General features: G+C 74.0%; 16 protein-coding genes and 1 tRNA gene. 5 read left to right on the forward strand and 12 right to left on the reverse strand.

The window, feature by feature from the left end; all coding sequences use genetic code 11:
- Positions 1 to 15 precede the first annotated feature (15 nt).
- From NAEX_RS01840 to NAEX_RS01850, 3 genes are read right to left on the reverse strand one after another with little or no spacing between them, the layout of a single operon-like run.
- Entirely contained in the window at positions 16 to 810 is a 795-nt protein-coding gene (locus tag NAEX_RS01840) for an enoyl-CoA hydratase/isomerase family protein (protein ID WP_096325803.1), read from the reverse strand.
- A gap of 4 nt (positions 811 to 814) precedes the next feature.
- On the reverse strand, positions 815 to 1,711 hold the full coding sequence (locus NAEX_RS01845; RefSeq protein ID WP_096325804.1) for a 3-hydroxybutyryl-CoA dehydrogenase: 897 nt from the start codon (positions 1,709 to 1,711) through the stop codon (positions 815 to 817).
- Between the two features lie 38 nt (positions 1,712 to 1,749).
- Complete coding sequence (locus NAEX_RS01850; RefSeq protein ID WP_096325805.1) at positions 1,750 to 2,928, reverse strand: thiolase family protein; 1,179 nt, start codon at positions 2,926 to 2,928, stop codon at positions 1,750 to 1,752.
- Positions 2,929 to 3,203: 275 nt separating this feature from the next.
- Between NAEX_RS01850 and NAEX_RS01855 the strand changes: the two genes are divergently transcribed.
- Positions 3,204 to 3,277 (forward strand) — tRNA-Met (locus tag NAEX_RS01855).
- Positions 3,278 to 3,877: 600 nt separating this feature from the next.
- Here NAEX_RS01855 and NAEX_RS01860 read toward each other — a convergent pair.
- Positions 3,878 to 8,059 (reverse strand): serine/threonine-protein kinase, encoded by a 4,182-nt coding sequence (locus NAEX_RS01860; RefSeq protein ID WP_096325806.1) that lies wholly within the window; start codon positions 8,057 to 8,059, stop codon positions 3,878 to 3,880.
- 367 nt (positions 8,060 to 8,426) lie between these two features.
- Here NAEX_RS01860 and NAEX_RS01865 point away from each other — a divergent pair, with 367 nt between their 5' ends.
- Together NAEX_RS01865 and NAEX_RS01870 are read left to right on the forward strand one after the other, a co-directional pair.
- Entirely contained in the window at positions 8,427 to 9,380 is a 954-nt protein-coding gene (locus tag NAEX_RS01865; RefSeq protein WP_096325807.1) for a serine/threonine-protein kinase, read from the forward strand.
- Positions 9,381 to 9,484: 104 nt separating this feature from the next.
- Positions 9,485 to 11,437 (forward strand): ATP-binding protein, encoded by a 1,953-nt coding sequence (locus NAEX_RS01870; RefSeq protein WP_096325808.1) that lies wholly within the window; start codon positions 9,485 to 9,487, stop codon positions 11,435 to 11,437.
- A gap of 194 nt (positions 11,438 to 11,631) precedes the next feature.
- Here the strand turns inward: NAEX_RS01870 and NAEX_RS01875 are convergent, their stop codons facing one another.
- The 3 genes from NAEX_RS01875 to NAEX_RS54215 all read right to left on the reverse strand — a co-directional run bounded on the left by NAEX_RS01875 (position 11,632) and on the right by NAEX_RS54215 (position 17,680).
- Positions 11,632 to 12,576 carry a pirin family protein gene (locus NAEX_RS01875; protein ID WP_211302339.1) on the reverse strand — a complete coding sequence of 315 codons (945 nt, stop codon included), beginning with the start codon at positions 12,574 to 12,576 and terminating at the stop codon, positions 11,632 to 11,634.
- Between the two features lie 668 nt (positions 12,577 to 13,244).
- Entirely contained in the window at positions 13,245 to 16,136 is a 2,892-nt protein-coding gene (locus NAEX_RS01880) for an AMP-binding protein (RefSeq protein WP_096325809.1), read from the reverse strand.
- 80 nt (positions 16,137 to 16,216) lie between these two features.
- Positions 16,217 to 17,680 carry an OmpA family protein gene (locus tag NAEX_RS54215; protein ID WP_170135376.1) on the reverse strand — a complete coding sequence of 488 codons (1,464 nt, stop codon included), beginning with the start codon at positions 17,678 to 17,680 and terminating at the stop codon, positions 16,217 to 16,219.
- Between the two features lie 202 nt (positions 17,681 to 17,882).
- Between NAEX_RS54215 and NAEX_RS49435 the strand changes: the two genes are divergently transcribed.
- Positions 17,883 to 18,239, forward strand: a complete 357-nt coding sequence (locus NAEX_RS49435) for an arsenate reductase family protein (protein WP_170135377.1) — start codon at positions 17,883 to 17,885, stop codon at positions 18,237 to 18,239.
- A gap of 97 nt (positions 18,240 to 18,336) precedes the next feature.
- On the forward strand, positions 18,337 to 18,930 hold the full coding sequence (locus tag NAEX_RS01895; RefSeq protein WP_096325812.1) for a hypothetical protein: 594 nt from the start codon (positions 18,337 to 18,339) through the stop codon (positions 18,928 to 18,930).
- 258 nt (positions 18,931 to 19,188) lie between these two features.
- On the opposite strand, the gene NAEX_RS01905 is transcribed toward NAEX_RS01895, so the two are convergent.
- From NAEX_RS01905 to NAEX_RS01925, 5 genes are all read right to left on the reverse strand, one after another.
- Positions 19,189 to 20,427 carry an aminotransferase class V-fold PLP-dependent enzyme gene (locus tag NAEX_RS01905; RefSeq protein ID WP_096325814.1) on the reverse strand — a complete coding sequence of 413 codons (1,239 nt, stop codon included), beginning with the start codon at positions 20,425 to 20,427 and terminating at the stop codon, positions 19,189 to 19,191.
- A 457-nt stretch (positions 20,428 to 20,884) separates the two neighbouring features.
- The gene (locus NAEX_RS01910; RefSeq protein WP_143141197.1) at positions 20,885 to 21,526 is read right to left on the reverse strand and encodes a hypothetical protein; all 642 of its coding nucleotides are present in this window, start codon (positions 21,524 to 21,526) and stop codon (positions 20,885 to 20,887) included.
- 661 nt (positions 21,527 to 22,187) lie between these two features.
- Complete coding sequence (locus NAEX_RS01915; protein WP_096325816.1) at positions 22,188 to 23,063, reverse strand: hypothetical protein; 876 nt, start codon at positions 23,061 to 23,063, stop codon at positions 22,188 to 22,190.
- 127 nt (positions 23,064 to 23,190) lie between these two features.
- Positions 23,191 to 24,213: a hypothetical protein gene (locus NAEX_RS01920; protein WP_096325817.1), complete on the reverse strand. Its 1,023-nt coding sequence runs from the start codon at positions 24,211 to 24,213 to the stop codon at positions 23,191 to 23,193.
- A 25-nt stretch (positions 24,214 to 24,238) separates the two neighbouring features.
- Positions 24,239 to 25,159 (reverse strand): spermine/spermidine synthase domain-containing protein, encoded by a 921-nt coding sequence (locus tag NAEX_RS01925; RefSeq protein WP_096325818.1) that lies wholly within the window; start codon positions 25,157 to 25,159, stop codon positions 24,239 to 24,241.
- Positions 25,160 to 25,175: the final 16 nt, after the last annotated feature.

A 25,175-nucleotide genomic window follows, 5' to 3' on the forward strand; every position in this document is an offset into this window, starting at 1 on the left:
GTCTCCGCTTGCTTCTCACTGGCCCCTGAACTCGGGCTTGCGCTTGCCGAGGAAGGCCGCCATGCCCTCCTTCTGGTCGGCGGTGTCGAACAGGCCGGCGAACGCCTCGATCTCGAGCGCGTTGGCCTGCGCGAGCGGCAGGCCGGCGCCGGCGTGCAGCACCCGCTTGGCCTCGGCGACCGCCACGGGGCCCATCTCGGCGATCTTCCTGGCGGTGGCGAGCGCGGCAGGCAGCAGCTCGGCGGCCGGCAGCACGCGGTTGACGAGGCCGATCCGGGCCGCCTCGGCGGCGTCGATGGTGTCGCCGGTGAGGCACAGCTCGAGCGCGCGGGCCAGGCCGACGCGCCGCGCCAGCCGCTGGGTCCCGCCGAAGCCCGGGATCACGCCGAGCTTGACCTCGGGCTGGCCGAACTTGGCGTTCTCGGCCGCGTAGATGAAGTCGCAGGCGAGCGCCAGCTCGCAGCCGCCGCCGAGCGCGAAGCCGTGGACGGCCGCGATCGTCGGGATCGGCAGGCCCGCCAGCGCCTCGCCGACGCCGTGGCCGGCGCGGGCGAACTCGCGGGCTGTCCCGACGGACATGTCGGCCATCGCCGCGATGTCCGCCCCGGCGACGAACGACTTCTCGCCGGCGCCGGTCAGCACCAGCGCCCGCACGTCGCCCGCGCGGGCGGCCGCGGCGGTGTCGTCGAGCACCTGCGAAAGCCCGGCGATGACCTCGGGGTTGAGGGCGTTGAGCGCCTTGGGCCGGCTGATGGTGACGACGCGGACGCGGGCGTCGTCGCTGACGAGCAGCGTGTCGGTGCCGAGCATCGGCCTACTTCCCCTTGTTCGCGTAGTCGTAGAAGCCGCGCCCGGTCTTGCGCCCGTGCCAGCCCGCCGCCACGTGCATGCGCAGGATGTTGGCCGCGCGGTACTTGTCGTCGCCGAGCTCGCGGTGGAGCACGTCGGCGATCGCCAGGCAGGTGTCGAGGCCGATCAGGTCGGCCAGCTCGAGCGGGCCCATCGGGTGGTTGAGGCCGAGCTTGGCGCCGGTGTCGATGTCCTCCGGCGTGCCGAGGCCTTCCTGCAGGGCGAAGCAGGCCTCGTTGATCAGCGGGATCAGCACGCGGTTGACGAGGAAGCCCGGGCAGTCCTTGCTGGTGATCGTCGTCTTGCCGAGCTTCTGCGCCAGCGCCACCGTCGCGCCGTAGACGGCGTCGGCGGTCTGCAGGCCGCGGATGATCTCGACCAGCTTCATCAGCGGGACCGGGTTCATGAAGTGCATGCCGACCACGCGGTCGGGCCGCTTCGTCTGCGCCGCCAGCAGGGTGATGCTGATCGAGCTGGTATTGGTCGCCAGCACCGCGCCGTCGCCGAGCGCCGCGTCGAGCTCGCGGAACAGCTTCTTCTTGAGCTCGATGTTCTCGGTCGCCGCCTCGACCGCGAACTCGGCCGGGCCGAGGCCGGCCGCGCCGACCACCGCGGTGATCCGCTCGACGATCGCCGCCCGCTCGGCCTCGGCCAGCTTGCCCTTCTCGACCAGGCGCCCGAGCTGCTTGGCGATCCCGGCCTTGCCGGCGTCGGCGCGGGCCTGGTCGACGTCGGCCAGGAGCACCCGGTAGCCGGCCTGGGCCGCCACCTGGGCGATCCCGGCCCCCATCTGCCCCGCGCCCAGCACGCCGATCGTGCGGACGCTCGCGAGGATCTCGTCTGCGCTAGTCCCTTGGGTCATGTCCGATCTCCGGTGTGCCTTGGTTCAAGTACGAAAGTTCAGGCGCGCTCCACCATCAGCGCCACCGCCTCGCCGCCGCCGAGGCACAGCGACGCGACGCCGCGGCGCTTGCCCTCCTGCTTGAGGGCGTGGACCAGGGTGACGAGCACGCGGGCGCCGGAGCAGCCGATCGGGTGGCCGAGGGCGATGGCGCCGCCGCGGACGTTGAGGCGGTCGTGCGGGATGCCGAGCTTGTCGCCGTTGGCGAGGGCGACCACCGCGAAGGCCTCGTTGATCTCCCACAGGTCAACGTCGCCGACGGTCTTGCCGGTGCGGGCGAGCAGCCGCTCGATGGCGCCGGCGGGGGCCGTGGTGAACCACTCGGGCGCCTGGGCGAAGCCGGCGTCGCCGACGATGGTGGCGAGCGGGGTGATGCCGCGCTTGTCGGCCTCGGCGCGCGACATGACGACCAGGGCGGCCGCGCCGTCGTTGATCGTCGAGGCGTTGCCGGCCGTGATCGTGCCGCTCTTGTCGAACGCGGGGCGCAGGCCGGGCAGCTTCTCGATGTCGCCCTTGAACGGCTGCTCGTCCTCGCTGACGGTGACGGAGCCCTTCTTGCCGGGCACCTCGACCGGCGCGATCTCCTCGCGGAACAGGCCGGCCTTCACGGCCGCCTGGGCCCGGCGGAAGCTCTCGGCGGCGTAGCCGTCCTGGCGCTCGCGCGGGATCCCGCACTCGCGGGCGCACAGCTCGCCGGCCATGCCCATGTGGAAGTTCTTGTACGGGTCCCACAGGCCGTCGTGGATCATGCCGTCGACGAGCGTGCCGTTGCCCATGCGGTAGCCGGCGCGCGCCTGCGGCAACAGGTACGGCACGTTGGACATGCTCTCGATGCCGCCGGCGACCACGATCTCGGCGTCGCCGGCGCGGATCGCCTGGGCCGCGAGCATGACGGCCTTGAGGCCGGAGCCGCAGACCTTGTTGATGGTGAGGCAGCCGACGTGGTCGGGCACCCCGGCGCCGCGGCTGGCCTGGCGGGCGGGCGCCTGGCCCTGGCCGGCCGGCAGCACGCAACCGAGGATCACGTCCTCGACGTCCTTGCCGTCGACGCCGGCCCGCTGGAGCGCCGCGCGGACGGCGACGCTGCCGAGCTGGTGGGCGGCGAGCGGCGCGAGCGCCCCCTGAAACGCGCCGATGGGGGTGCGAGCAGCGCTGGCGATCACGACTTCCCGGGCCATCACGAAACTCCTTTTGCGCAGCCTGTGAACCTGGCGGGGCGCGCGGCGGCAGGTTCGTCGTCGCGGCGCCCGATGGTTCGCCAGGTCGGCTTAGCACGCGGGGACGCAAGATCTGAAGCCCTGGAGCCGGCCGCGCCCGCGACGCGACCTTTGCGCTGACTCACTGCGCTGGCGCATCCGCGACAGTTCGGGGAAATTTCGGCAGCGGCGCGGGGGGCTCGAGGTTTACGGTTGACGATGACCGCACAGATCGGGTACCCACGTGCGCCCTCGATGCCGGGGTAGCTCAGATGGTTAGAGCGAGGGATTCATAACCCCTAGGTCGGCGGTTCGATTCCGCCCTTCGGCACCCAAGCCCGCCCCACCGGCGGGCTTGTTTCTTTTAAAACACGGGGGCTCCCCGCGGCCTGGCCCGAGGGACAGCTCGCTGCCGCCGACTGCGTCACGCGCCGCGACCCGCGACGACCGAGGCGCCGCCGCTCGATCGCGGTGCGGGGCTCCGCAGTGCTCGTGCCGGCCCGCGCCGTAACCGCGCCGATCCAGGGGCCTGCGCCGAGTCTGGAGCCCGGGACGAGTCCTTCGGAGCGTGCCAGAGGCTCCTCCGCGAGCGCCTGCGGCCACATGTCCATTCGGACAGGTTGCTCGCGCGCGCTGTCCGGATGACCAGGCGAGGGTCTGCTCCGGCGACCGGAAGCGGACATGTCCTTCCGGACATGTCACTCCCTGCGCGAGGCCCCGGCGCCAATCTGTCTGTTGGGACAGGTCGCAAGCGCGGCCCCGCGTGACGCCCGGGCATGTCCCTCCCTGGCGAGCGCCGGCGCCGACATGTCCATGCGGACAGGTCGCAAGCGAGCGGCCGGCGGCGCCCGCTCGCCAGCTTCGCCCGGATGCGTCGGGTCACCCAGGCCGCCCCCGGTCGCCCCGCTCACGAGGCGACCAGTTGGACAGCTCACGCCTTCTTGTCGCGCGGATCGGGCTTGGCGCCGGGCTTTGCGGCCTCGTCGGGTTCGGCGCTCTTCGGGCCGAGGGGCGCGCGGGGCAGCAGGCCGCCCAGGCCGCCGCCCGGCCCCGGGATGTCGAACAGGCCCGACTTGCCCTGCGACCGCGAGCTGCCGAGGCCGACCCCGCCGAGCGGTTGGAACGGCTTCGGCGCGGGCGTCGGCTCTGCGGCCGCGGGCGCCGGGGGCTCCTGCGCCGCGGGCGTCGGTGCCGGCTCCGCGGCGGCCGGCTGCTCGCCGGCCGGCTTCGAACCTGCTCCAGGGGACATGGCCGAAGTGCCAGCCGCTCCCGGCCCCGCCGGCTGGGCCGCCTTCGCACCTGACCCCGGGGACATGCTCGTGGCGCCAGCCGTCGTCGCGCCCGGACGCGCCGGCTCGCCCGGGTTGGCCGCGGCGGCGGGCTTCGCGGCCGTCTCCGCCGGCTTCGCGGTCTCCGCCGCCGCCGGCTTGGCCCCGCTCGCCGCGCCCGGGCTGCTCGCCGGCTTCGCCGGGGTCGCAGCCGCGGAGGCCCCGCCCGCCGACTTGGCCGCGTCCGTCGCGGCCTTCGCTACGCCGCTCGTCGCGGCGCCGGAGGGCGTCGCCGCAGCTGTCCCGACAGTCCTGTCCGATCCGCCAGCCAGACCCGGCGACGTCGCGGCCGGCGTCGCGCTTGCAGCCTTCGCCGGCCCGGTCGCCAGCCCCTCGGCCGCGCCCGTCCTGACCGTCCCCGCGGGCCCCGTCGTGCTCCCGCTCCTCGCCGCTGCGCCGGTGTCGCCCGAGGTCTTGGCGCCGCTCGTCGCGCTCGCGGCCGCGGCCGGCGCGCTCGGGCCCGGCGTGGTCGCGGACTTCGCCGGCGCGCTCGTTCCGGGCGTCACGGCGCTCGCCGCCTTCGCCGGGCCGCTGGCCGGGCGACCGCTCGTCGCGCTCGCGGCCGTGGCCGGCCCGCTCAGGCTCGGCGAGACCGAGGGCTTCGCCGGCGCGCCAGTTCCGGGCGTCGCGGCGCTCGCCGCCTTCGCCGGACCACTCGCCGGTCGACTCTGCGTCGCGCTCGTCGCACCACCCGCCGCCTTCGCCGGGCCGCTCAAGGCGGGCGCGGCCGGGCTGCTCGCCGCCTTGGCCGGCTCGCTCGCCCCGCCGATCTTCCCGACCCCGGCAGCCGGCTTCCCCGGCTCGACGCTGCTCGCCTTCACGGCCCCGCTCGCGCTCGCGGGGCCCGTCACGGCGGCGGCGGCCTTCGCCGGTCCGCTGGCGAGACCCGCCGACATCGTCGCGGCAGCGGCCGGCGGCGCCCCGGCCCCGCTGGCGGCGTTCGGCTCGCTCGTCGCGGCCGGCGCGGGCCCGGAGCCCGCGCGACCCGTCGCGGCCGACACCGTCGCGCCGACCCCCGCGGGCGCGCGCCCCGGCGAGGGCGACGACCACCGCGGAGCCTCGGGCGCCTTGCCCACGCTCGTCTCCGAGGTCGTGGCCGGTCGCGTCGGCAGCGCCCCGCCCGGCGGCGCGAACGTCCGCCCCGCCGCGGGGCCCGACGCAGCCGCGGGAGTCACCGCCGGCTGCCCGAGCGCCGGCGTCGCCGGCCTGCTCGTCGGGACAGGCCCCAAAGCACCTGCCCCTGGAGTCACCGCCGGCTGCCCGTGCGCCGGCGTCGCCGGACTGCTCGTCGGGACAGGTCCCGAAGCACCTGCCCCCGGGGACACCGCCGGCTGCCCGTGCGCCGGCGTCGCCGGCCTGCTCGTCGGGACAGGTCCCGAAGCACCTGTCCCCGGGGACACCGCCGGCTGCCCGTGCGCCGGCGTCGCCGGCCTGCTCGTCGGGACAGGTCCCGAAGCACCTGTCCCCGGAGACACCGCCGGCTGCCCGTGCGCCGGCGTCGCCGGCCTGCTCGTCGGGACAGGTCCCGACAAACCTACCCCCGGCGTCGCCGCAGGCTGCCCGAGCGCCGGCGTCGCCGGCCTGCTCGTCGGGACAGGTCCCGACAAACCTACCCCCGGCGTCGCCGCAGGCTGCCCGAACACGGGCGTCGGCCGGCTCGGCAGCCCCCCGCTCGGCGGGGGCGCGGCCCCCTGCCCTTGCGCCGGCCTGGCCGCAGGCACAGGTCCCGAGGCACCTGTCCCCACCCCCGGCTGCGCTTGCGCCGGCGCCCCGGGCTTGCTGCCCAGCCCCGTCAGGCCGGGCGGAGGCGCCACCGCGGGCTGCCCCAGGATCGGCGTCGGCCGGCTCACCAGCCCCGGCGGCGGCGCCACCGCAGGCTGCCCCAGCACGGGCGTCGGCCGGCCGCCGAACACCGGCGGCCCGGCCGGCGGCGCCGCCGCGAGCGAGGCCGGCCGCGTCGGCGCGGGCCCGACGACCGTCTGCGACTTGCCGGCGGCCGGCACCGGCCCCGACACGCCTGTCCCCGGGCGCATGCTCGAAGCGACAGGTCCCGAAGCGCCTGCCCCTTGCGACATGTCCCCCGCGACCTGTCCCGGCGCGCCTGTCCCTTGCGCCTGGGCCGCGCGCACGCTCTCCGGCACCGGCAGCTCGGCCGGCATCATCATCTGGACCGTGTCTTCGTTGGGATCGGGCTCGCCGTCCTCGAGCTCGTCGACCTCGTCGGCGTCGACCTCGGCGACCTCCTCGTCGCCGGCGTCCGCGTAGCCCTGCTCGCCCTCGCCGTCGCTCGCGCCCGCCTCGCCCTCGCCGTACTCGCCCTCGCCGTAGCGGCCCTCGTACGCCCCGCTCTCGCTCAGCGGCTCTTCCTCGGCCGCCGCCGCGGCGATCGTCTCCGCCGCGGTCGCGTCCTGCTCGGCCTGGGCCGCCTCGTCGAGCTCGGCCTCGGGCGCCGGCGCGCTCGCGGCGGGCTCGTCGGCGTCGACGGCGATCTCCACCGACTGCGAACTCGGCCCGGCGGCCTTGACCGGCTTCGAGTCCGGGCGCCCGTCGAGGCGCGCCGGGATCCCGAGCGAAGCGCGCCGCTCCTCCAGGATCCGGCGCAGCTCGGCCCGCCCCTCGCGGGTCAAAAGCGTGCGCGAGCGCGCCTTGGGCGCCTCGCCGACGCTCGCCCCGGCGCCGCTGCCGGCCGCGAGCGCCTGCGTCCGCAGCGTCTCGTCGACGTTGATCTCGAAGTCCTCCGCGGCTGGCCCATCGGACAGGTTGGCGAACGGCCCGCTGACCCGCGGCGGCGGCTTCTGCGGCGCCGGCGCGGCCGGCAGGCTGCGCGGGCGGATCGAGCCGGCCATCGGGTCGGTCTTCGGCCGCGGCCCGACGCCGCCGGTGGGCACCGCCGCCGGCGCCGCCGGGCGCTGCGGCGGACGCTGCGGCTCCTCCCAGTCGTCCTCCTCGCACAGCTGGTTGAGGACATCCTGGACCACCACGCGCATCACGTTGGCGCTCGGCCAGCGCGCCATCGGCTCGAACGCCAGCGCCCGGTCGACCAGCTCGATCAGCGGGCGCGGCAGGTCCGGCCGCAGCGTCCCCAGCGAGCGCGCCGGCGTGCGGGCCACCGCGAGCAGGCGCTCGATCACGGGGCCCGTGGCCGGGAAGACCGTCTCGCCCGACATCGCCCGGAACATCGTCGCCGCGATCGACCACAGGTCGCTGCGCGCGTCGAGGTTGTCGTTGTCGGCGCGGGCCTGCTCGGGCGCGATGTACGAGACCGTGCCGAACACGATGCCGTCGCTCTGGTCGAGCGCCTCGGCCGACAGCTCGCGCACGCGAGCGAGGCCGAAGTCCAGCAGCTTCACGCTGCCGTCGCGGCACAGGAAGATGTTGGCCGGCTTGATGTCGCGGTGGAGGATGCCCTTCGAGTGGGCGGCCGCGAGCACCTCGAGCAGCGCGTCCGTCATCTCGAGCACGGCGACCGGGGGCAGCTGGCCCAATCGCTCCAGGCGCGCCTCGAGCGACTCGCCGTCGAGCAGCTCCATCACCAGGTACACGTCGCCCTCTTCGGTGATGTCGTCGTCGAGGACGTGGACCGCGTTGCGGTGGCCGACGCTGTTGGCCGCGTAACCTTCGCGCAGGAAGCGGCGGCGCGCCTGCTCGTTGCGGAGGAAGAGCGTGTGCAGCACCTTGAGCGCGGCGCGGTTGCCGTTGCGATGCGTGGCCGCGTACACCGACGCCATCCCGCCGATGGCGATCAGGTTGTCCAGGTGCCACTTGTTTCGCAGCCACCGGCCCACACGACTTTGGGCCTCCGACAAGAATCTCGTGCTGCTGCCCCCGACCAAGCGGGCCCAGGATCACGACTGAGGGCGTGAGGTGTCAAGCACGCTGGGGTGTACGCGCCGCAGTTCGGCCGCTGTCCGCCGCCGAGCCGCGTTCGCCGCCGCGTCCGGCCCGCGCCACCGGCCTCATGCGCGGCCGAACGACGCTCGCCTGCCACCTGCGCTGCGCACCGGGCGGTTCCGCCCGAGCCCGCAGCGATCGCAGCGGACCCTGCCCGCAGGACCATGCGGGGCGCCCTGCGGCCAAGGACCGCACCCGGCCCGCGGCGCGCTTTCGTCGGTTTTTTGGTCGGCCTCCGCGACCGGTCTACGCTCCCACACCGTGGAACTCGCAACCGCGCAGCGCCCGACCCTCTCCGATCTCGGCGACCACTTGCCGGGGGGCGAGGTCATCGAGCTGCCGGTCGAGATCGAGAGCCCGCTCGAGCACCTCGAGCGCTACACCGTGATGCGCCTGATCGGCGCCGGCGGGATGGGCAAGATCTACCAGGCCTACGACCGCCTGCTCGAGCGCAACGTGGCGCTCAAGGTCATGCACGCCGACATCCCGCCGCGCGAGCAGCGACGCTTCCGCCGCGAGGCCATCCTCGGCGCGCGCCTCCTGCACCCCTGCCTCGTGCGGGTCTACGACATGGGCGTCGACGAGCGCGGCCAGACCGAGTGGATGGCGATGGAGTACCTGCCGGGCACCGACATGCTGCGGCTGCTCGACGCCACCCGCGCGCGCGGCCGGGCCCTGCCGTGGCCGGCCCTGGTGCGGGGCCTGACGCAGGTGCTGATGGGCCTGCAGTACCTGCACGACTGCCGGGTGGTTCACTGCGATGTGAAGCCGGCCAACATGTTCGTGACCCGCGATCCGAACACGCGCTTCCTTACGACCAAGCTGCTCGACCTCGGCATCGCCTACGACCTCGACGGCCCGCGGCCCGGGCCGACCGAGCCGCTCTGTGGCGACCCCAACTACATCGCCCCCGAGCAGACCATGCACGGCGGCGTCATCGATCCGCGCACCGACATCTACGCCGTCGGCGTCAGCCTCTACGAGCTGGCCACCGGCGTGCTCCCGTTCGAGGAGCTGACGAGCGCCCCGCTGCACGAGCTGCTGCTGGCCCAGCGCGACCGGACGCCCCCGCCGCCGAGCTCGCGCTTGCCGGCCGGCACGCCGCCTGAACTCGCGGACAGGCTCGACTGGATCTTCAGCCGCGCCTGCGCGAAGGATCCTGCGCGCCGCTATCCGAGCGCGCGGGCGATGCAGGCTGCGCTGAACGCCGAGTGATCGGGCGAACCCTGCTCGCGGTTCATTGCCCCCGATCGCAGATCCGGTGCGGCCTGGGAGCCTCGCTTGCCGACGTCGATCGCCGATGCGTATGATCGCGCAGCGTGCTGAAGACCGTTCGCGTCCCGCCTCGCTTCGAGCCGCTGTTCGAGCAGGCGCAGGAGTACGTGGGCCGGATCTTCGCCGAGCGGCGTGACGTCCCTGACAGGGCGACCATCGAGGTGTTCGGCCAGCGCTACATGCTGGTGCGGGCGCGGGCCATGTCGGTCGAGTTCTTCGAGATGGTCCAGCGGCTGTACCGCGACAAGGGCCAGGACGAGGCCCTGGGGGTCGCCCGTAGCCTCTTGTTCGACATCGCTCACGCCATGGGCCTGGCCGACGCCAACGATTTTGCGGAGCGCATGCAGTTGCAAGATCCGATCGCCCGGCTGTCCGCGGGGCCGATCCACTTCTCGCACTCCGGCTGGGCCTTCGTGGACATCTCGCCAGACAGTCGTCCGGCCCCGGACGAGAGCTTCTACCTCCTCTACGATCACCCCTACTCGTTCGAGTCGGACTCGTGGATCGACGCCGGCAAGCGCACCGATTTTCCGGTGTGCGTGATGAACGCGGGCTACTCCTCGGGCTGGTGCGAGGCCAGCTTCGGCGTCCCGCTGGTGGCGACGGAGATCCTCTGCCGGGCCAAGGGTGACGAGCACTGCCGCTTCATCATGGCTCATCCCTCGCGGATCGAGGGCTACATCGACGCCTATCTCCACGGCCAGCCGCACCTCGCCCGGCACGTCACGCGCTACGAGATCCCCGGCTTCTTCTCCCGCAAGCAGCAGGAGGACGAGCTGCGCAGCCGCGAGGAGCAGTACCGCGGGATCTTCGAGGCCGGCACCAACGCGCTGCTGATCCTCGACGACGCCGGCGTGGTCGTGCAGGCCAACCCGGCCGCCTCGCGGCTGTTCCGCTGCTCGCGCGACGACCTCGCCGGCCGGCGCTTCGCCGACCTGCTGGCGGCCTCGGGCGGCGCCGACCTGTTCGCCCGCATGCGGGCGGCCGTCCACGACCACGGTCACTTCCTATCCGAAGGGACAGCCGTGACGCACGACGGCCGGACCTACATCGTCGAGCTGCGGGGCGCCCGCTTCCGCCTGCAGAACCGCGACCATCTGCTGGCCGTCCTCACCGACATCACCGAGCAGAAGCGGGCCCAGCTCGCGCTGCGCCAGGCCCACGACGAGCTCGAGCAGCGGGTCCGCGAGCGCACCGCCGAGCTCGAGCGGCTGAACCAGCAGCTCCACCTCCTGAACAAGCAGCTCGTCTCGGCGCGCGACTCGGCGATCGACGCCAGTCGGGCCAAGAGCGCCTTTTTGGCCAACATGAGCCACGAGCTGCGGACCCCGCTCAACGCCATCATCGGCTACAGCGAGCTGCTCGAGGACGAGAGCAGCGACGGCGGGCGCCGGCTCGACCTCGGCGATCTCGGCAAGATCCGCGGCGCCGCCCGCCACCTCCTCGACCTGATCAACGACATCCTCGACGTCTCCAAGATCGAGGCCGGCAAGATGGACCTGTTCGTCGAGGACTTCGCGGTCGACGAGCTGGTCGAGGAGGTCGTCGCCACCATCGAGCCGCTCGCCCGCAAGAACGACAACCGGCTCGAGATCGCCGCCTGCCCCGGCCTCGGCGCCGTCGCCCTCGACCGCACCAAGGTCAAGCAGATCATCATCAACCTGCTCAGCAACGCCTGCAAGTTCACCCACCGCGGCGTCGTCGGCCTCCGGGTCTCGCGCGAGGCCGGGCCGCGCGGCGAGCAGCTCGTCGTCGCCGTCCAGGACACCGGCATCGGCATCGACCCCGCCCGCCTCGAGGAGCTGTTCCAGCCGTTCCGCCAGGCCGACGAGTCGACCACCCGCAAGTACGGCGGCACCGGCCTCGGCCTGTCGATCAGCCGCCACTACGCCGAGATGATGCACGGGCGCATCGAGGCCCGCAGCGCCCCCGGCCAGGGCTCGACCTTCACCGTGACCCTGCCGATCGCCGTCCACAGCGTCGAGGCCGCCGAGTGAACCCGAGGACATGCCCCTCGAGGCATGTCCCTAAAGGCATGGGCATGAAGACATGTACCTCGGCGCATGTCCTCCGCGCCATGCTCGTCGCTCGCCGCGACGACGGCCTGCCGGCCTCGTCTTGAAGACATTGCACCGCGAGGGCGCCGGGCTCCCCGCACGTCGGCCCCCGCATCCGCGCGCGCCCGGCCGCCTCAGCCGATGAGGCGGCCGGCGCGGTAGTCGGCGAACGCCTGCCGCAGCTCCTCGTCGGTGTTCATCACGAACGGCCCGCGGCGGGCCACCGGCTCGCCCAGCGGCCGGCCGGCGAGCAGCAAGAGGCGCGCCCCCTCGTCGCTCGAGACCGCCAGCGTGTCGCCGTGGCCGAGCACGCCGACCTGTCCCTTGAGCAATTTGCGGCCGTCGCTGCCGAGCCGCGCCGCGCCCTCGAGCACGTAGGCGAACGACGAGGTCAGGTCGCAGGCGATGTGCTGGCGCAGGGCCGCCCCGGCCGCGAGGCTCACGTCCATCAGCAGCGGCCGCACCGTCACCCCGTCGACCGGCCCGCGCTTGCCGGCCAGCTCACCGGCGACCAGCCGCACCTGCGCGTCGTCGACGGTCAGCGTCGGGATCGTCTCCGGCCCGAGCTCCTGGTAGCGGGGCTTCGTCATCTTCTCCGCCGCCGGCAAGTTGACCCACAGCTGGAAGGCCCACAGCTGCCCGTCGCCCTGCTGGCGCGGCATCTCCTCGTGGACGATCCCGCGGCCCGCCGTCATCCACTGCGCCGCCCCGGCCCCGATCCGCCCGTGGTTGCCGACGCTGTCGCGGTGCTCGAACGCCCCCGCGAGCACGTACGACACGGTCTCGAACCCGCGGTGCGGGTGCTCGGGGAAGCCGGCCTGGTACTCGTCGGGCCGATCGCTGCGGATCTCGTCGAGCAACAGGAACGGGTCCAGCGCCGGCAACCCGCGGTGCCCGAGCGCGCGCCGGATCGTCACTCCGGCCCCGTCGCGCGACGGCTGAAACTCGTGCACCGCCGTCACGTCCCGCACCGTCGCGCTCTTCTTCACCAGCGGCGTGGTGATGGCCGGCGGTGTACAGCCGGTGAACAGCAGCGCGGGAGCGGCCTTCAAGAGCGAGCGGCGCGTCGTGACGGACACGCCCTCACGCTAAGCCCGCCCGCACAGCGTTTCAACAACCCGGCGATGCGCCTCATGTCACGTGCCGCGGCATGGCCGAACGGTCATGTGTCCGCCGGCGGCGAGGCCGCCGGACGCGTCGTCCGTGGATCCACCCGCCAGCCCCGTGGCCCGAGCCGAGGGTGCCCGGCACCGTGATCACTGCAACAGCAAGAGGCGAGCCAGCGCCGTTCGACCACAAGGACATGCGCTCCTCCGTGCATTTCGCGTCGGCGCAGCGGACGTCGGAGGCGGCCGAGTTCGGCTCGCTCGCTTGCGGAGTCGACAGCGCCGGCGACGCTCTTCGTCGCGTGAAAGGGCCTGCGCAAGCGAGGCTCACGGGACGCCGGCGGCGAACTGTCCGCTCCGTCGCGGCCCGGCGACCGCGGCAGCCGGTCCGATCCCCGCGCACCCCCTGGCCGCCGATCCTTCGCTCCCAGCCCGCGGATCGCGGATCGATCCCCCCCGCGCGCCTCGCCTCGGGCCCTAACCGCTGCGTCGGCCGCTCTTCTGCCCGCTCGAGCGCCGGGCCGCTCATCACGACTTCGCGAGCTCCCGCTCGCGTGAACCGGACGCTGCGGCGCGGATGCCCGACGCCAGGCTTGTTCGCCTGCGCCGTCACCGGAGCGAGTCGAGCGACCTCGTCGGCCTCAGCTGCGCTCGCTCGGATCGAGCCCCTGGATCCCCGCCACCATCACCGCGTGCAGGCGAGGCTCGTCGATGTGCGCCGCGATCGCGTCGGCGGTGCGGTCGCGCAGGCGTACGATGTCGACCAGCGTCTTGCCCTCGGGCGCGAGGGCCGGCAGCACCTGCACGTCGATCGGGACATGTCGCGGGAGCCATGTCCCATCGTGCAGGGCGCTGCGAGTGCCGCGCAGCGCGATCGGCACCACCGGCACGCCGAGCTCGCTGGCCAGGCGGAACGCCCCGAGCTTGAACGGACGCAGCCCGGCCTCGCGGCTGAACGTGCCCTCCGGGAACACGACCACCGGCGCGCCCGCGCGCAGCACCTCCGCCACCGCCTCGAGCCCGGCCAGCGCGCGCTCCGCCTGCAGGCGCTCGATCAGCACGTGGCCGGCCCGGCGGATCAGCGGCCCGAAGGCCCGGTTGTCGCGGCACTCGCCCTTGACCACGAAGCGGATCGTGTCGGGCAGCGCCGCCAGCAGCACGAACGGGTCGAGGTAGCTGCAGTGGTTGGGCGCCAGGATACATGGCCCTTCGGGCATGTTCTCGAGGCCAGTCACGTTCGGGCGCAGGCCGATCGTCGTCAGCGTCGCGCGCGCCACGTTGCGCGAGAACTTGCGCAGCGGCGCGCCGGACGGGATCAGGCGCCCGGCCGCGGTCGAGGCCGCCAGCATGCCGCCGAACGTGCCGAGGGCGAAGCTGCCGTACGCGACCTCGCCGGCGCGGCCGGCCAGCGCCCTCGCGCGGCGCGGCAGCCCGCGCAGGTACAGCCCCGCGGCCTGGCGGGCGAACGACCCGTGCCCGCGGCCGAGCTCGCCGGCGAGGTACAGCCGGCGCGTGTCGCCGCGGCGGATCTTCCCGCTCGACGTCTTCGGCACCGCGCCGGGCCCCGTCAGCACCACGCGGTCGGGCGGGATCCCGACCGTGCCCGCGATCGCCTCGCCGATCTTCTGCTGCAGCGCCGCGCGGGCCTCGGGTCGCTCCTCCTTCGTCTCCGCGACCACCACGATCGACTCGGTGCCGCTGCCGTCGTCGCGCACGGCGAACGCCGCCACGCAGCCCTGGCGCACCCCGGGCACCGCCCCGGCCGCGGCCTCGAGCTCGTGCGGGTAGTAGTTGCGGCCGCCCTTGATGATCAGGTCCTTCACGCGGCCGGAGATGAACAGCTCGCCGTCGACGAGGTAGCCGAGGTCGCCCGAGTCGACCCAGCCGCCCTCCAGCTTGACCTTCGCGGTCGCCTCCGGGTTGCGGTAGTAGCCCTTGAACGCCGACGGCCCGCGGAACAGGATCCGGCCCTGGCGGCGGTCGGGCAGCGTCGCGCCGGCCTCGTCGGCGATCCGCACCTCGTGGTTCGGCACCGCCGAGCCGCAGCCGACGAAGTGCAGCACCTCGCTCTCGGGCGCGCCTCCGGCGGCCGGTCGCGCCTCGCCCGTCGCCTCGAACGTCGCGCGCTCGACCCGGTCGACGAGCGGCCCGCGGCCCGGCGGCGGGAACGTCACCGCGACCATGTTCTCGGCCAGGCCGTAGGCGCAGAACAGCGCCTCGCGGCGGAAGCCCGCGGGCGCGAGGTGGTCGGCGAAGCGATCGAGCGTGGCCGGCAGGATCGGCTCGGAGCCGTTGAGCAGCGCCCGGATCTGGCCGAGCTGCAGCGGCGCGATCGTCTCGGGCGGCACCCGCTTGACGCACAGGTCGAACGCGAAGTTCGGCGCGCAGGCGATCGTGCCCTTGTAGCGCGAGAACGCCTGCAGCCACCGCTCCGGCCGGGCCAGGAACGTCACCGGCGACAGGATCACCGTGGGTGTCCCGAAGTACAGGTTCATCAGCCACCCGCCGACCAGCCCCATGTCGTGGTAGAGCGGCAGCCAGCTGACCATCACGTCGCCGGCCCGCAGCGCGCAGCCCTCGGCCGCCGCGCGGATGTTGGCGAGCACGTTGGCGTGCGTCAGCTCGACGCCCTTGGGGTCGCCGGTGCTGCCCGACGTGTACTGCAGCAGCGCCGTGTCGTCCCCGCGCAGGTCGGCCGCCACCGCGGTGTCGAGGCTGGCGTCGGCCAGCGCCTCGTCGACGTCGACCACCTGCCCGAGCGCCGGCACCTGGTCACGCACCAGCTCGGCGACCCTGGCCGCGCGGGCGAACGTGATCAGCACCTCGGCCTCGGCGTTGGCCAGGATCTTCGCCTCGCGCTGGATGTACTCGGCGATCCGGTCGAGGCGGAACGGCGGGTACAGCGGCACCGGCACCCCGCCGGCCAGCAGCGCGCCCATGAACGCCGCGAAGTACCCGCGCGACGTCGGCAGCATGATCGCCACCTTGCCCCCCGGCCTCAGCCCGCGCCGCCGCAGCGCCGCCGCCACCCGGCCCGCGTCGCGCCGCAGCGCCGCGTAGGTGATCGCCTCCTCGCGCCCGTCCTCGCGCAGGAGCATGATGTGGACCCGCCCCGGCGCGTGCGCCACGTGGTGCTCGAGCGCCTCGATCAGCGTCTGCGCGGCGGCGGGCGCCGGCGCCGGCGGCTCGGTCGGAAGGGACAGGTCCTCGGGGACATGCGCTTTCGGACCTGTGCTCTCGGGCATGTCCGAGGCGCCATCCCCGCGCGCCTTGCGGGCCAGCGCGACCAGCTGGCGCGGCGTGTCGGCGACGCTGAGCGCCTCCTCGGGGAACACCACGCCGAGGCGGGCTTCGAGGCGGCCGAGCAGCTCGACGCGCTCGAGGCTGCCGAGGCCGAGCTCGCGCTCGAGCGACGCGTCGAGGTTGAGGTGGCCGAGGCCGCGTCCGTCGCCGACGGCAAAGATGAGCTCGCCGACGACGGCGAGGACCGTGGCCTCCTCGATCGGGCCCGGGGCGGAGGGCGTGGCTGACATGGCGGGCACGATACCCGATCCGCGCCGCCCTCGCCGTCACCGGCGCGGCGGGCCCAGGCGCGCGCGCCGGCGGCCGCGGCTCACTGCAGCTTGAACTCGATGCGGCGGTTCTTGGCCTTGCCGGCCTTGGTGTTGTTGTCGGCGATCGGCTCGTCGGGGCCGGCGCCGCGGGTCGTGATCCGCGCGGAGTCGATCCCCTTGTCGGTCAGGTACTTCTTGACCGCGTCGGCGCGCCGCTTCGACAGGTCGACGTTGTGGTCGCGGTCGCCCGAGCTGTCGGTGTGGCCGCTGATCTCGACCTTCACCGACGGGAAGTCCTTCAGCACCCTGACCGCGTTGTCGAGCGTCCCGCGCGACGTCTTCTTGATCGTGTCCTTGTCGACGTCGAAGTAGATGCCCTTGATGACGCCGGTGAACTTGGTGACCGCGCGCGGGACCTCGTCGGCGCAGCCGTCGTCGTCCTGGTAGTTGTTGCGGGTCTCCGGGATCGCCGGGCACTTGTCGTCGCGGTCGGGGATCCCGTCCTTGTCCTTGTCGGGCAGCGGGCAGCCGTCGGGCGCGATGCCCTTGTCGTCGGGGCACTTGTCCTTGCTGTCGACGAAGCCGTCGCCGTCGCGGTCCTTCTCCGGGCAGCCGTCGGGCGCGATGCCCGGCTCCTGCGGGCAGGCGTCGACCGAGTCGAGGAAGCCGTCGCCGTCGGCGTCGCCCTCGACCGCCACCGGGCAGCCGTCGGGCGCCACGCCCGGGGTCGTCGGGCACTTGTCGACCGAGTCCTTGAACCCGTCGCCGTCGCTGTCCGGATCGTCCTTCGCGGCCGGCTGCTTCTTGCGCAGCACGAACGACAGGCCGAGCAGCACCTCGAGGTGGTGCGTGCGGCCGCCGTCGATCGCGTACTGGGCGGTCGCGTTGTCGCGGACGTCGAGGCGCAGCGCCAGGTAGTCGTTGATGTAGAACTTCACGCCGCCGCCGAAGTGGATCGCCGGGTCGACGTCGCCGCCGAGCCCCGACGTGCCGAGCAGCCCGGCGCCGATCAGCACGAACGGCGAGATCCGGTACGGCAGCTGCGCCAGCGCGTAACCGCGGAAGCCGCCGAGCACCGCGCCCTTGCCGTCGTTCTCGGTCTTCGTCGGCATGATCGCGCCCTCGAGCTCGAGCCCGAGGAACGACAGCGGATAGAAGCCCGCGCGCAGGCCGATGTCGGGCGCGACCGTCTTGTACGGCTGCCAGTTGGGCGGCTCGCCCGGCTGCGGCGGCAGGTACAGCTCGTGGTCGCGGGCCGGGAACATCAGGCCGGCGAAGATCCCGAACTCGCCCGACATCGCCGTCGGCCGGTAGCGCTTGATCCACGGCACCCCGCTGCGATCCTTCGCCTTCTTCTCGCGCTTCTTCTTGCCGGCCTTGGCGTCGCCCTTGGCCTCGGCGCCGGCCGGCGCCAGCGAGATCGACCCCTCCGCCTTCGCGCCCTCCGGCTCCTGCGCCGCCGCCGGCAGCGAGAGTGACGAGAGGACCACAGCAGCAGCGACGGGGAGCGAGAGCTTGGACATGGCGCGGACTCGTGGGGAGGCGCCGCGCCGGCGATGCGCGGCAAACCCTTGTACATGCGTTCGTCGGCGTTGCCTAGGCAGCGCCAGCCCCCGTGCGGCCGCGAAGACCCGGCCCGGGCCGCCGCGCATGGTTCTACGGACAGGTGCAGACGACCCTCGCGACCGCGCGCGCCAGCGCCCCTGTGGTACGGTCCCGCGCGCCATGACGGCCGTCCTCTTCGCCCATCCTCGCTGCGACACCTGCCGCAACGCGCGGCGCTGGCTCGACGCGCACCACGTCGCCTACGACGTCGTCGACCTCACCGTCCGCGCCCCGACCTCCGCCGAGCTGCGCGCGATCCAGCAGAACTCCGGTCTGCCCGCGCGCAAGCTGTTCAACACCTCCGGCCAGGCCTACCGCGCCGGCGGCTTCGGCGAGCGGCTCAAGGCCATGGACGACGACGCCATGATCGCCGCGCTGGCGGCCGACGGTCTGCTCGTCAAGCGCCCGATCTTCACCCGCGGCGCGCTCGCCCTGGTCGGCTTCTCTGCGGACGCCTACGCGCGCGCGCTCGCCTGAGCGGCCTGTAAGAGCCCGCGCAGGCCGGTCGTTGGGGGACCGCCGGCACGCACCGCGAGGAAATCGGTTCGCGGTTCGCCGGGTCCACAGGTACGCCATGACCGCCCTCGCCTATCCCCGCCCCGTCCGCCTGCCGGCCTCCGCCAAGCTCGTCCTCCTCGCCCTCCTCGCCGCCCTCGCCGTGATCGCCCCCCGGCCCGCGCGCGCGAGCGAGGGCGAGGTCGCGACCGACTTCAAGCGCGGCGTGTTCGCCGAGTTCGCCTGGCGCCCCGCCCTCGTGCCGCTGCGCAACGACGCCATGCCGGCCGCGCGCACCCACATGACCCTGGGCGCCCGCCTGTCCCCCGCAATCGCGCTCGGCACCATGGCCCACATGACGATCTATTTCGACAAGGACCAGAAGGTCGGCGCCGGCCTCGACGCGATGATCCAGGTCAACGTCACCCGCGGCTTTTATCTCCGCGCCGGCGCCGGCGCGATCAGCCACGTCCCGGTCGCCCGCGAGATCACGACGCGCACCCCCGGCTACGGCGGTCAAGTCGGCCTCGGCTACGCCTTCCGCCTCGGCAAGGACAAGGGCAAGGGCCCCGGCGCCGCGCTCGCTCTCGGCGCCGACTACGACCTGCGGATCCTCCCCGACAAGCGCCGCCGGGGCATCCTCGTCCTCGGCCTCTCCTTCATGTTCGGCTGAGGCCGCGTTCGTCGACCGGCCGCGGAGCCATCACGTTCGCTCGCAGCCGCGAGTCATGGCCCGTCCCTCCGCGACCCCGCGCTCCCGCATCCTCGCTCACCCGCGCCGCGCAACGTGGATGGTCTCCCGCTGGCGATGCTTCAGCTCGATCGCCCGCGCCTCCGGCAACTCGAGCCGCGGCCCCACGCATCACGTCCGCCTCGCTACCCCGTGGTCCCTCATCGCCTCGATCGCTCGCAACTCGCTCGCGCAGCCGCGTCACGTCCGGCTCGCCACCACCGCGGTCGCCAGCGCCTCGATCGCTCGCCGCACCCGCGCCGTGCTCTCGTAGCAGGGGGCGCCCAGCCGCAGCAGCGGCGTGCGCTTGCCCGCTCGGCGATCGACCACGCAGCGCAGGTGGATCCCCGCCCGATGCAGCGCCGTGCACACCGCCTCGACGTCGACCCCCGGCAGCGCCACGCTGACCGTCGCCAGCAGTTGCTCGGCCGTCGGCGGCGCCTCGCGCTCCTCGCCCGTGATCGGGTCGAAGAACCGGTGCGCCACGCCGGCCGCGACCAGTCGCTCGTGGAGCTCGCGCGCCGACCAGGCCGCGAGGGTGCGGCTCCGCTTGAGCGCGACGTGCCCGAGCGCCGCGTGCAGATCCAGCGCCGCGGCCAGGCCCGCGTAGATCGAGAAGTCGTGCGTCCCACGCCGCTCGAGCCCCGCCGCGCCGCTCTCCTCGCCGCCTGGGGCCAGCAGCGGCAGTTCGGCCCGCGCCCGCGGGGAAGTCCAGGCGAAGCCCGTGCCGGGCGGCCCGAACAGCCACTTGTGCCCGCTGGCGACCACGAAGTCGGCCCCCGGCAGCGCCGGCGGCACCAGCCCGAGCGCCTGCGCCGCGTCGACGATGACGAACACCTCGGGCGCCGCCGCCCGCACCGCCGCCGCGATCTCCCGCACCGGCACGACCTGCCCGATCGTACAGGTCACCTGCGACAGCAACACGATCGCCGGCCGCTGCACCGCCGCGATCGCGCCCGCGGCCGCCGGGTCGCGCAGCGCCGAATCGGGCAGCGTCGCGGCGCGAAACCCCGCCTCGAACGCCGCCGTCGCCGACGGGTGCTCGTGCTCGCTCGTCAGCACCAGCGGCGCCTCTCCGCCGCCGAGCCGCTCGCGCAGCGCGTGACCGATCGTCCGCAGCGCCTCGCTGGTGCCGGCCGTCAGCGCCGGCGGGTCTCCGCCCCACAGCGCGGCCGCCAGCGCGCGGGCCCGCCGACGCTCCGCCCGCCCGCGCTGCACCTGTCCTTCGGGATAGGCGAACAGCTCGTCGTCCCAGAACCCCTGCATCGCCGCGCGCACCGCCTGCGCCGGAGTGGCGATCGACCCGGGGTCGAGGTTGATGCGCGCCCCGGGGAATTGGCGCACCCGCAACCTGTCCCAGAGGTCCTGGTCTTCGGGCCGCTCACGCAGCGCGCCGAGCACCGACTCGCCGGCCGACCGCCGCGCGCTCGCCTCCGTCACCGGACGCCCTCCGCCACGCCCGCAGAGTAGACCGCCGCGCGCGCCCGCGGGGGCTCGATCCGCCGCGCCGAACCGCGCCTCCGGCTCCGCGCACCTGCGCGCCCTCGCGCCCGCGAATCAGCCCCCGATCGAGCTGCCCGGAACATGTCTTTTCAAACATGCCCTTTCGGACATTACGAAATGGTCACCCGCGGCCCCGATTCTGGTCCCCGCCGCTTCGGCCGCGCCGGGCGAGCCGTCCGCGGAAGAGAGGGTCGCGCCGCCCCCAGGAGCCGACGACCCGCGCGCCTTGACGCCGGACGCCCGACCTGCCCGCACACCGAGCCTCACCGCTCCTGTCACCGTCAGCGACCGACCGGGCCGAGCGCCGAGCCCGGCCTGCCCTCACGCCGAGCCTCGCCGCCTTGTATTCCGCCGGCGAGCGGCCGGAACGAGCGCCTCGCACGGCCGGCAGCCTTCACAGCGAGTTTTGCAGCACGCACTCGCCCGCGACGCAGCGCGCGACCTTGGCCGTACACTGGTCGATCGCCACGCACGGCACCTCGTCGGGCGGCACCGGGCACTGCGCCAGCGCCTCGAGGCAGTCGCCCGCGATCGCCAGCTCGCGCCCCCCGAGCTCGCAGGGACAGCAACCGCCGACCACCTTGGTGCAGTCCTCGTCGCTGACGCAGCCGCAGCGCGGCTCCTGCTTGCACCGGCACACCTCGCAGCCGCGTTCGTCGACCTCGAACCCGAACGGGCACAGCAGCTTGCACACCACCGGCTGGCACTGCGCGGCCGCGTCGACGCAGACCCCGCCGCCGCAGTCGAGGCTGCAGATCGTCTGCCCCGTCTGCGGGTCGCAGGTGCACAGCGACGGCACGCACTGCGGGCCCTTCTGGCACACCTGTCCTTCGGGACACCCGGACTGCACGCACCCCGGCTGCCTGAACCCCTCGCACAACCCTCCCGTGGTCGCCGTGTCGGCCCCGGTCGTCTCCGCCGTCACCTCCGCCGCCACCGGCACCGCCCGGGCCGCCCGCACCGCCACGCCGGGCGGCAGGATGTCGCACGCCAGCGCCGCCACCGACAGGACCGCCGACAAGAGCAGAGATCGCATGATCGAACTCCTTCGACGCAGCGTGGCCCGGCCGCCCGCGCGCGCAAACCCGCGAGCCGCCCGCCGTCCGCCGCCCGCCCGGCGCCCGCGAGCCTCCGCTCGGCCCGCTGCCCCTCCCAGCGCCCGAGCCGCGGCGGCCCGCCCGCCCCGCGGCCCGAGCCGCTCGTCCTCCAGGGCATGTCTATGACACCATGTCTGGGAAGACATGCTCTTCAAGGCATGTCCAGGAGCATCGACTGTACGCGCGCGGCCCGGGCAGAGGCGTCGCGCGCGGCGCAGCTGTCCACCCGCACCCCAATGCGGCCCTCCCGAATTCTCACTCGCCAGCCAGCCCCCGCTCGCCGCGGCACCGGCTCGCGTGCGTCGCGCGGCGGCGCTCGAATCGCGCGGCCGCCTGCTCGAGCCGGGCGGCCGCCATGGTCGGGCGACGGAGCTCGGTTCCGGCGTTGCCCGTGCCGGTGAGGTCGTCGCCGGTGTCGGGTGGCCGCCTCCGCGAGCGGCACCACCGGACCCGGCCAGCGCTGAGGCATCGCGACGAAAAAGCAGGCTTGCCTCCGCACGCACATCGCCGCGACGGCAGTGCAGAGGTGGACCCCGGGCACGACAGCTTCAGCGACGCACCACCCGCCGGCGCCCCCGGCGACGCCCCCTCGGCCCCGCCCTACTGCAGCGCGCACTGCCCCTGCACGCACACCGCCTGCGCGTCGGTGCAGAGGTAGACCGCCGGGCACAGCACCTGGTCGGGCGGCAGCGGGCACGGCTCGAGCTGGTCGACGCAGGCCGCGGCGACGGCGACCTCGGTGCCGCCCATGTTGCACGAGCAGCAGCCCGGGCTGGCCTTGACGCAGTCGGCGTCGCTCTGGCAGCCGCAGGCCGGCGGCTCGTTGCAGGCGCAGATCTCGCAACCCATCTCGTCCTTCTTGAACCCGAACTCGCAGAACAGGTCGCACGCCACCGGGTCGCACAACGCCGCGTCGACGCAGGTGCCGCCGCCGCAGTCGGCCGTGCAGGTGATCTGCTGCGTCTCCTCGTCGCAGATGCACGCCGACGGCACGCAATCGACCTCGAAGTTGCACTCCTGTCCTTCGGGACAGCCCTTGTCGATGCACCCCGGCTGCTCGAACCCGTCGCACACGTTGCCGCCGGTGCTCGTCTCCCCCGTCGTCGACGTCGTCTCGCCGGTCGTGGTCGTCTCCGCCGTCGTCTCGCCGGTCGTGCTCGTGGTCGTCGTCTCACCGGTGGTCGTCTCGCCGGTGGTCGTCGTGCTGGTCGTCGTCGTCTCGCCCGTGGTCTGCGGGCCGCCGCTCGTGGTCGTCCCCTCGGTCTCCCCGCCGGTGTTCCCGCCCTCCGTCGGCCCGCCCGACCCGGTCGTCGTCGCGGCGCTGCCCGAGCTCGTGTCGGCGGTCGCCGCCGTGCTCGCGGCGGTCTCGCCGGTCTCGCCGGCCTCGGTGGTGCCGCCGCTCTGGCCGCAGCCGAGCCCCAGCCACAGCGCTGCACAGCTCGCTGCGCGCGCCCATCCATCGTGCTTGCTCGTCATCGCTAATTTAAACTCCTTCATCGCCGGCATAGCCGACCCCGCCGGACCCGACAAGCGACGCACGGCGCCTCTCACCGCATCGCCGCCGTCCTGCAGCCCCGGGCCCACGCGGGCGCATCCGGCGGGTCTACACCCGCACCACGGCGCAGGGCGGCGGCGCGCCCGGCAGCTGCAGGCAATAGGCGACGAACGCCGCGAACACCGGCCGCGCGCGCCCCTCGGTCGGCAGCGCGTGCAGGTGCAGCGCAGGCACCACGTTGACCTCGAGCAACAGCGCCGCGCCGGCGGCCTCGGCGGGCGGGCGCGTGAACGCAACCATCGGCCCGCGAAGGTCGACCCCGCCGACGTCGACCCCCAGCAGATCACACGCCGACGCCGCGACCGCCAGCCACTCGGGGTGGACCTCGTCGGTTCGATCGATCACCGCCAGCTCCTCGCCCGTGATCTCGACCTCGCGCCCGGCCGGAATCGGCGCGTCGAGCTCCAGCCCGTAGACCTCGAGGTGGCCCTCGAGATCCTCCTCCGCCTCGATCTGGTCCATGGGACAGAGGCTCGGCGCCGCCCACGTGCCGCGCCGCGGGTCGCGGTTCAGCGCCGCCACCTGCGCCTCGGCGCTGCGGCCGGCCTCGAGCCTCGGCCGCACCACTTCGGCCGCCGCGATCGCCTGCCCGCCGATCACCGCCACCCGCAGGTTCGTCCCGGCGATGAACGGCTCGACCAGCACCTCCTCGTCGAGGTCGATCGCGCGGGCTCGGTCGCGCGCGCGCGCCAGCGTCGCCAGGTCGCGCACGTCGGTCGCCACCCCGACCCCGCGGTTCCCCCAGTTGGGCTTTACGACCAGCCGCCCGTGGCGCGCCAGCAGATCGCGCACCGCCGGCCCGTGGATGTCGCCGGCCTCGTCGACCAGCACCCCCTCGGCGCACGGCAGCCCGCGCGCCCGCAGCAGCTCGCGGCTCAGGTGCTTGTTGTTCGCCAGGCCCTGGGCCACCTGCGTCAGGAACGGCGAGCGCGTCTTGCTGACGATCGCCCGCCGCTCGCCGAGCGACAGGCGCATGAAGTAGTCGGTGTGCTCGCGCCCGAGCGGCTCGGCGCGGGCCCCGAGGCCCTCCGCCGCCGCGACGATCAGCTGGTTCGTCCTGCTCCAGACCATACGGACATGTCCCTTTAAACCTGGCCTAATCGCCCTGTCCTCGGGGACCTGTCGTATAGGACAGCAGCTCGCCGTCGCCGGTGATCACCGCGCCCGGCTGCTCGATGCGGCGGCGCAGGATCGGCGGCAGCTCGAGCGCGGCGCGGTGGCTGACCGGCGTGTACCACTGCAGCTCGCCGAGCGCGGCGATCCGGGCGGCGAGGTCGGGCGGTTCGGCCTCGAGCGGCCGGCGCGACATCAGGGCGAAGCCCCACAGGCAGTGGAACGACGGCACGAAGCCGTGGGCGAAGCGGACGTGGGGGAACACCGCCTGCAGCGTGCTGCGGACCGTGCGGGCCAGCTTGAGGTCGAGCGGGTCGAGCTCGCCGGCCTGCAGCACGCACACCCCGTCCCCGGCCAGCGCGCGCAGCACCAGCTCGAAGAACCGGGTCGAGAACAGCGCCGCCGACGGCCCCTCGTCGGTCGGGTCGGTGACGTCGAGGACGATCGCGTCGAAGCTGCCCGGCTCGGCCCGACGCAGCGTGTCGAAGATGTCCTCGGTGCGCAGCTCGACCCGCGGGTCGTCGAGGCTGCCGGCGTGCCACGACGGCAGGTGCTCCTTGCACAGCGCCACCACCTCCGCGTCGAGGTCGACCGACACGACCTTTTCGACCGAGCGGTGACGGAGGATCTCCCGCAGCGCCGCGCCCTCGCCCGTCCCGCCGACCAGCACCCGCCGCGGCCGGCCGTGCAGCACCAGCGCCGGGTGGACCAGCGCCTCGTGGTAGAGCGCCTCGTCGGCCTCGGCCGACTGGACCAGCCCGTCGAGGAACAAGATCCGCCCGTACGCGCTCGTGTCGGCGACGATCGCCTCCTGGTACCGCGTCTTGATGTGCGCGACCAGGCGCTCGACGCTGTAGAGGATCGACACGCCCTCGATCTCGGGCTCTTGCAGCACCAGGTGCATTCGCGTCTGTCCTTTC

It is taken from the genome of Nannocystis exedens, assembly GCF_002343915.1.
GTDB classification, from domain to species: domain Bacteria; phylum Myxococcota_A; class Polyangia; order Nannocystales; family Nannocystaceae; genus Nannocystis; species Nannocystis exedens.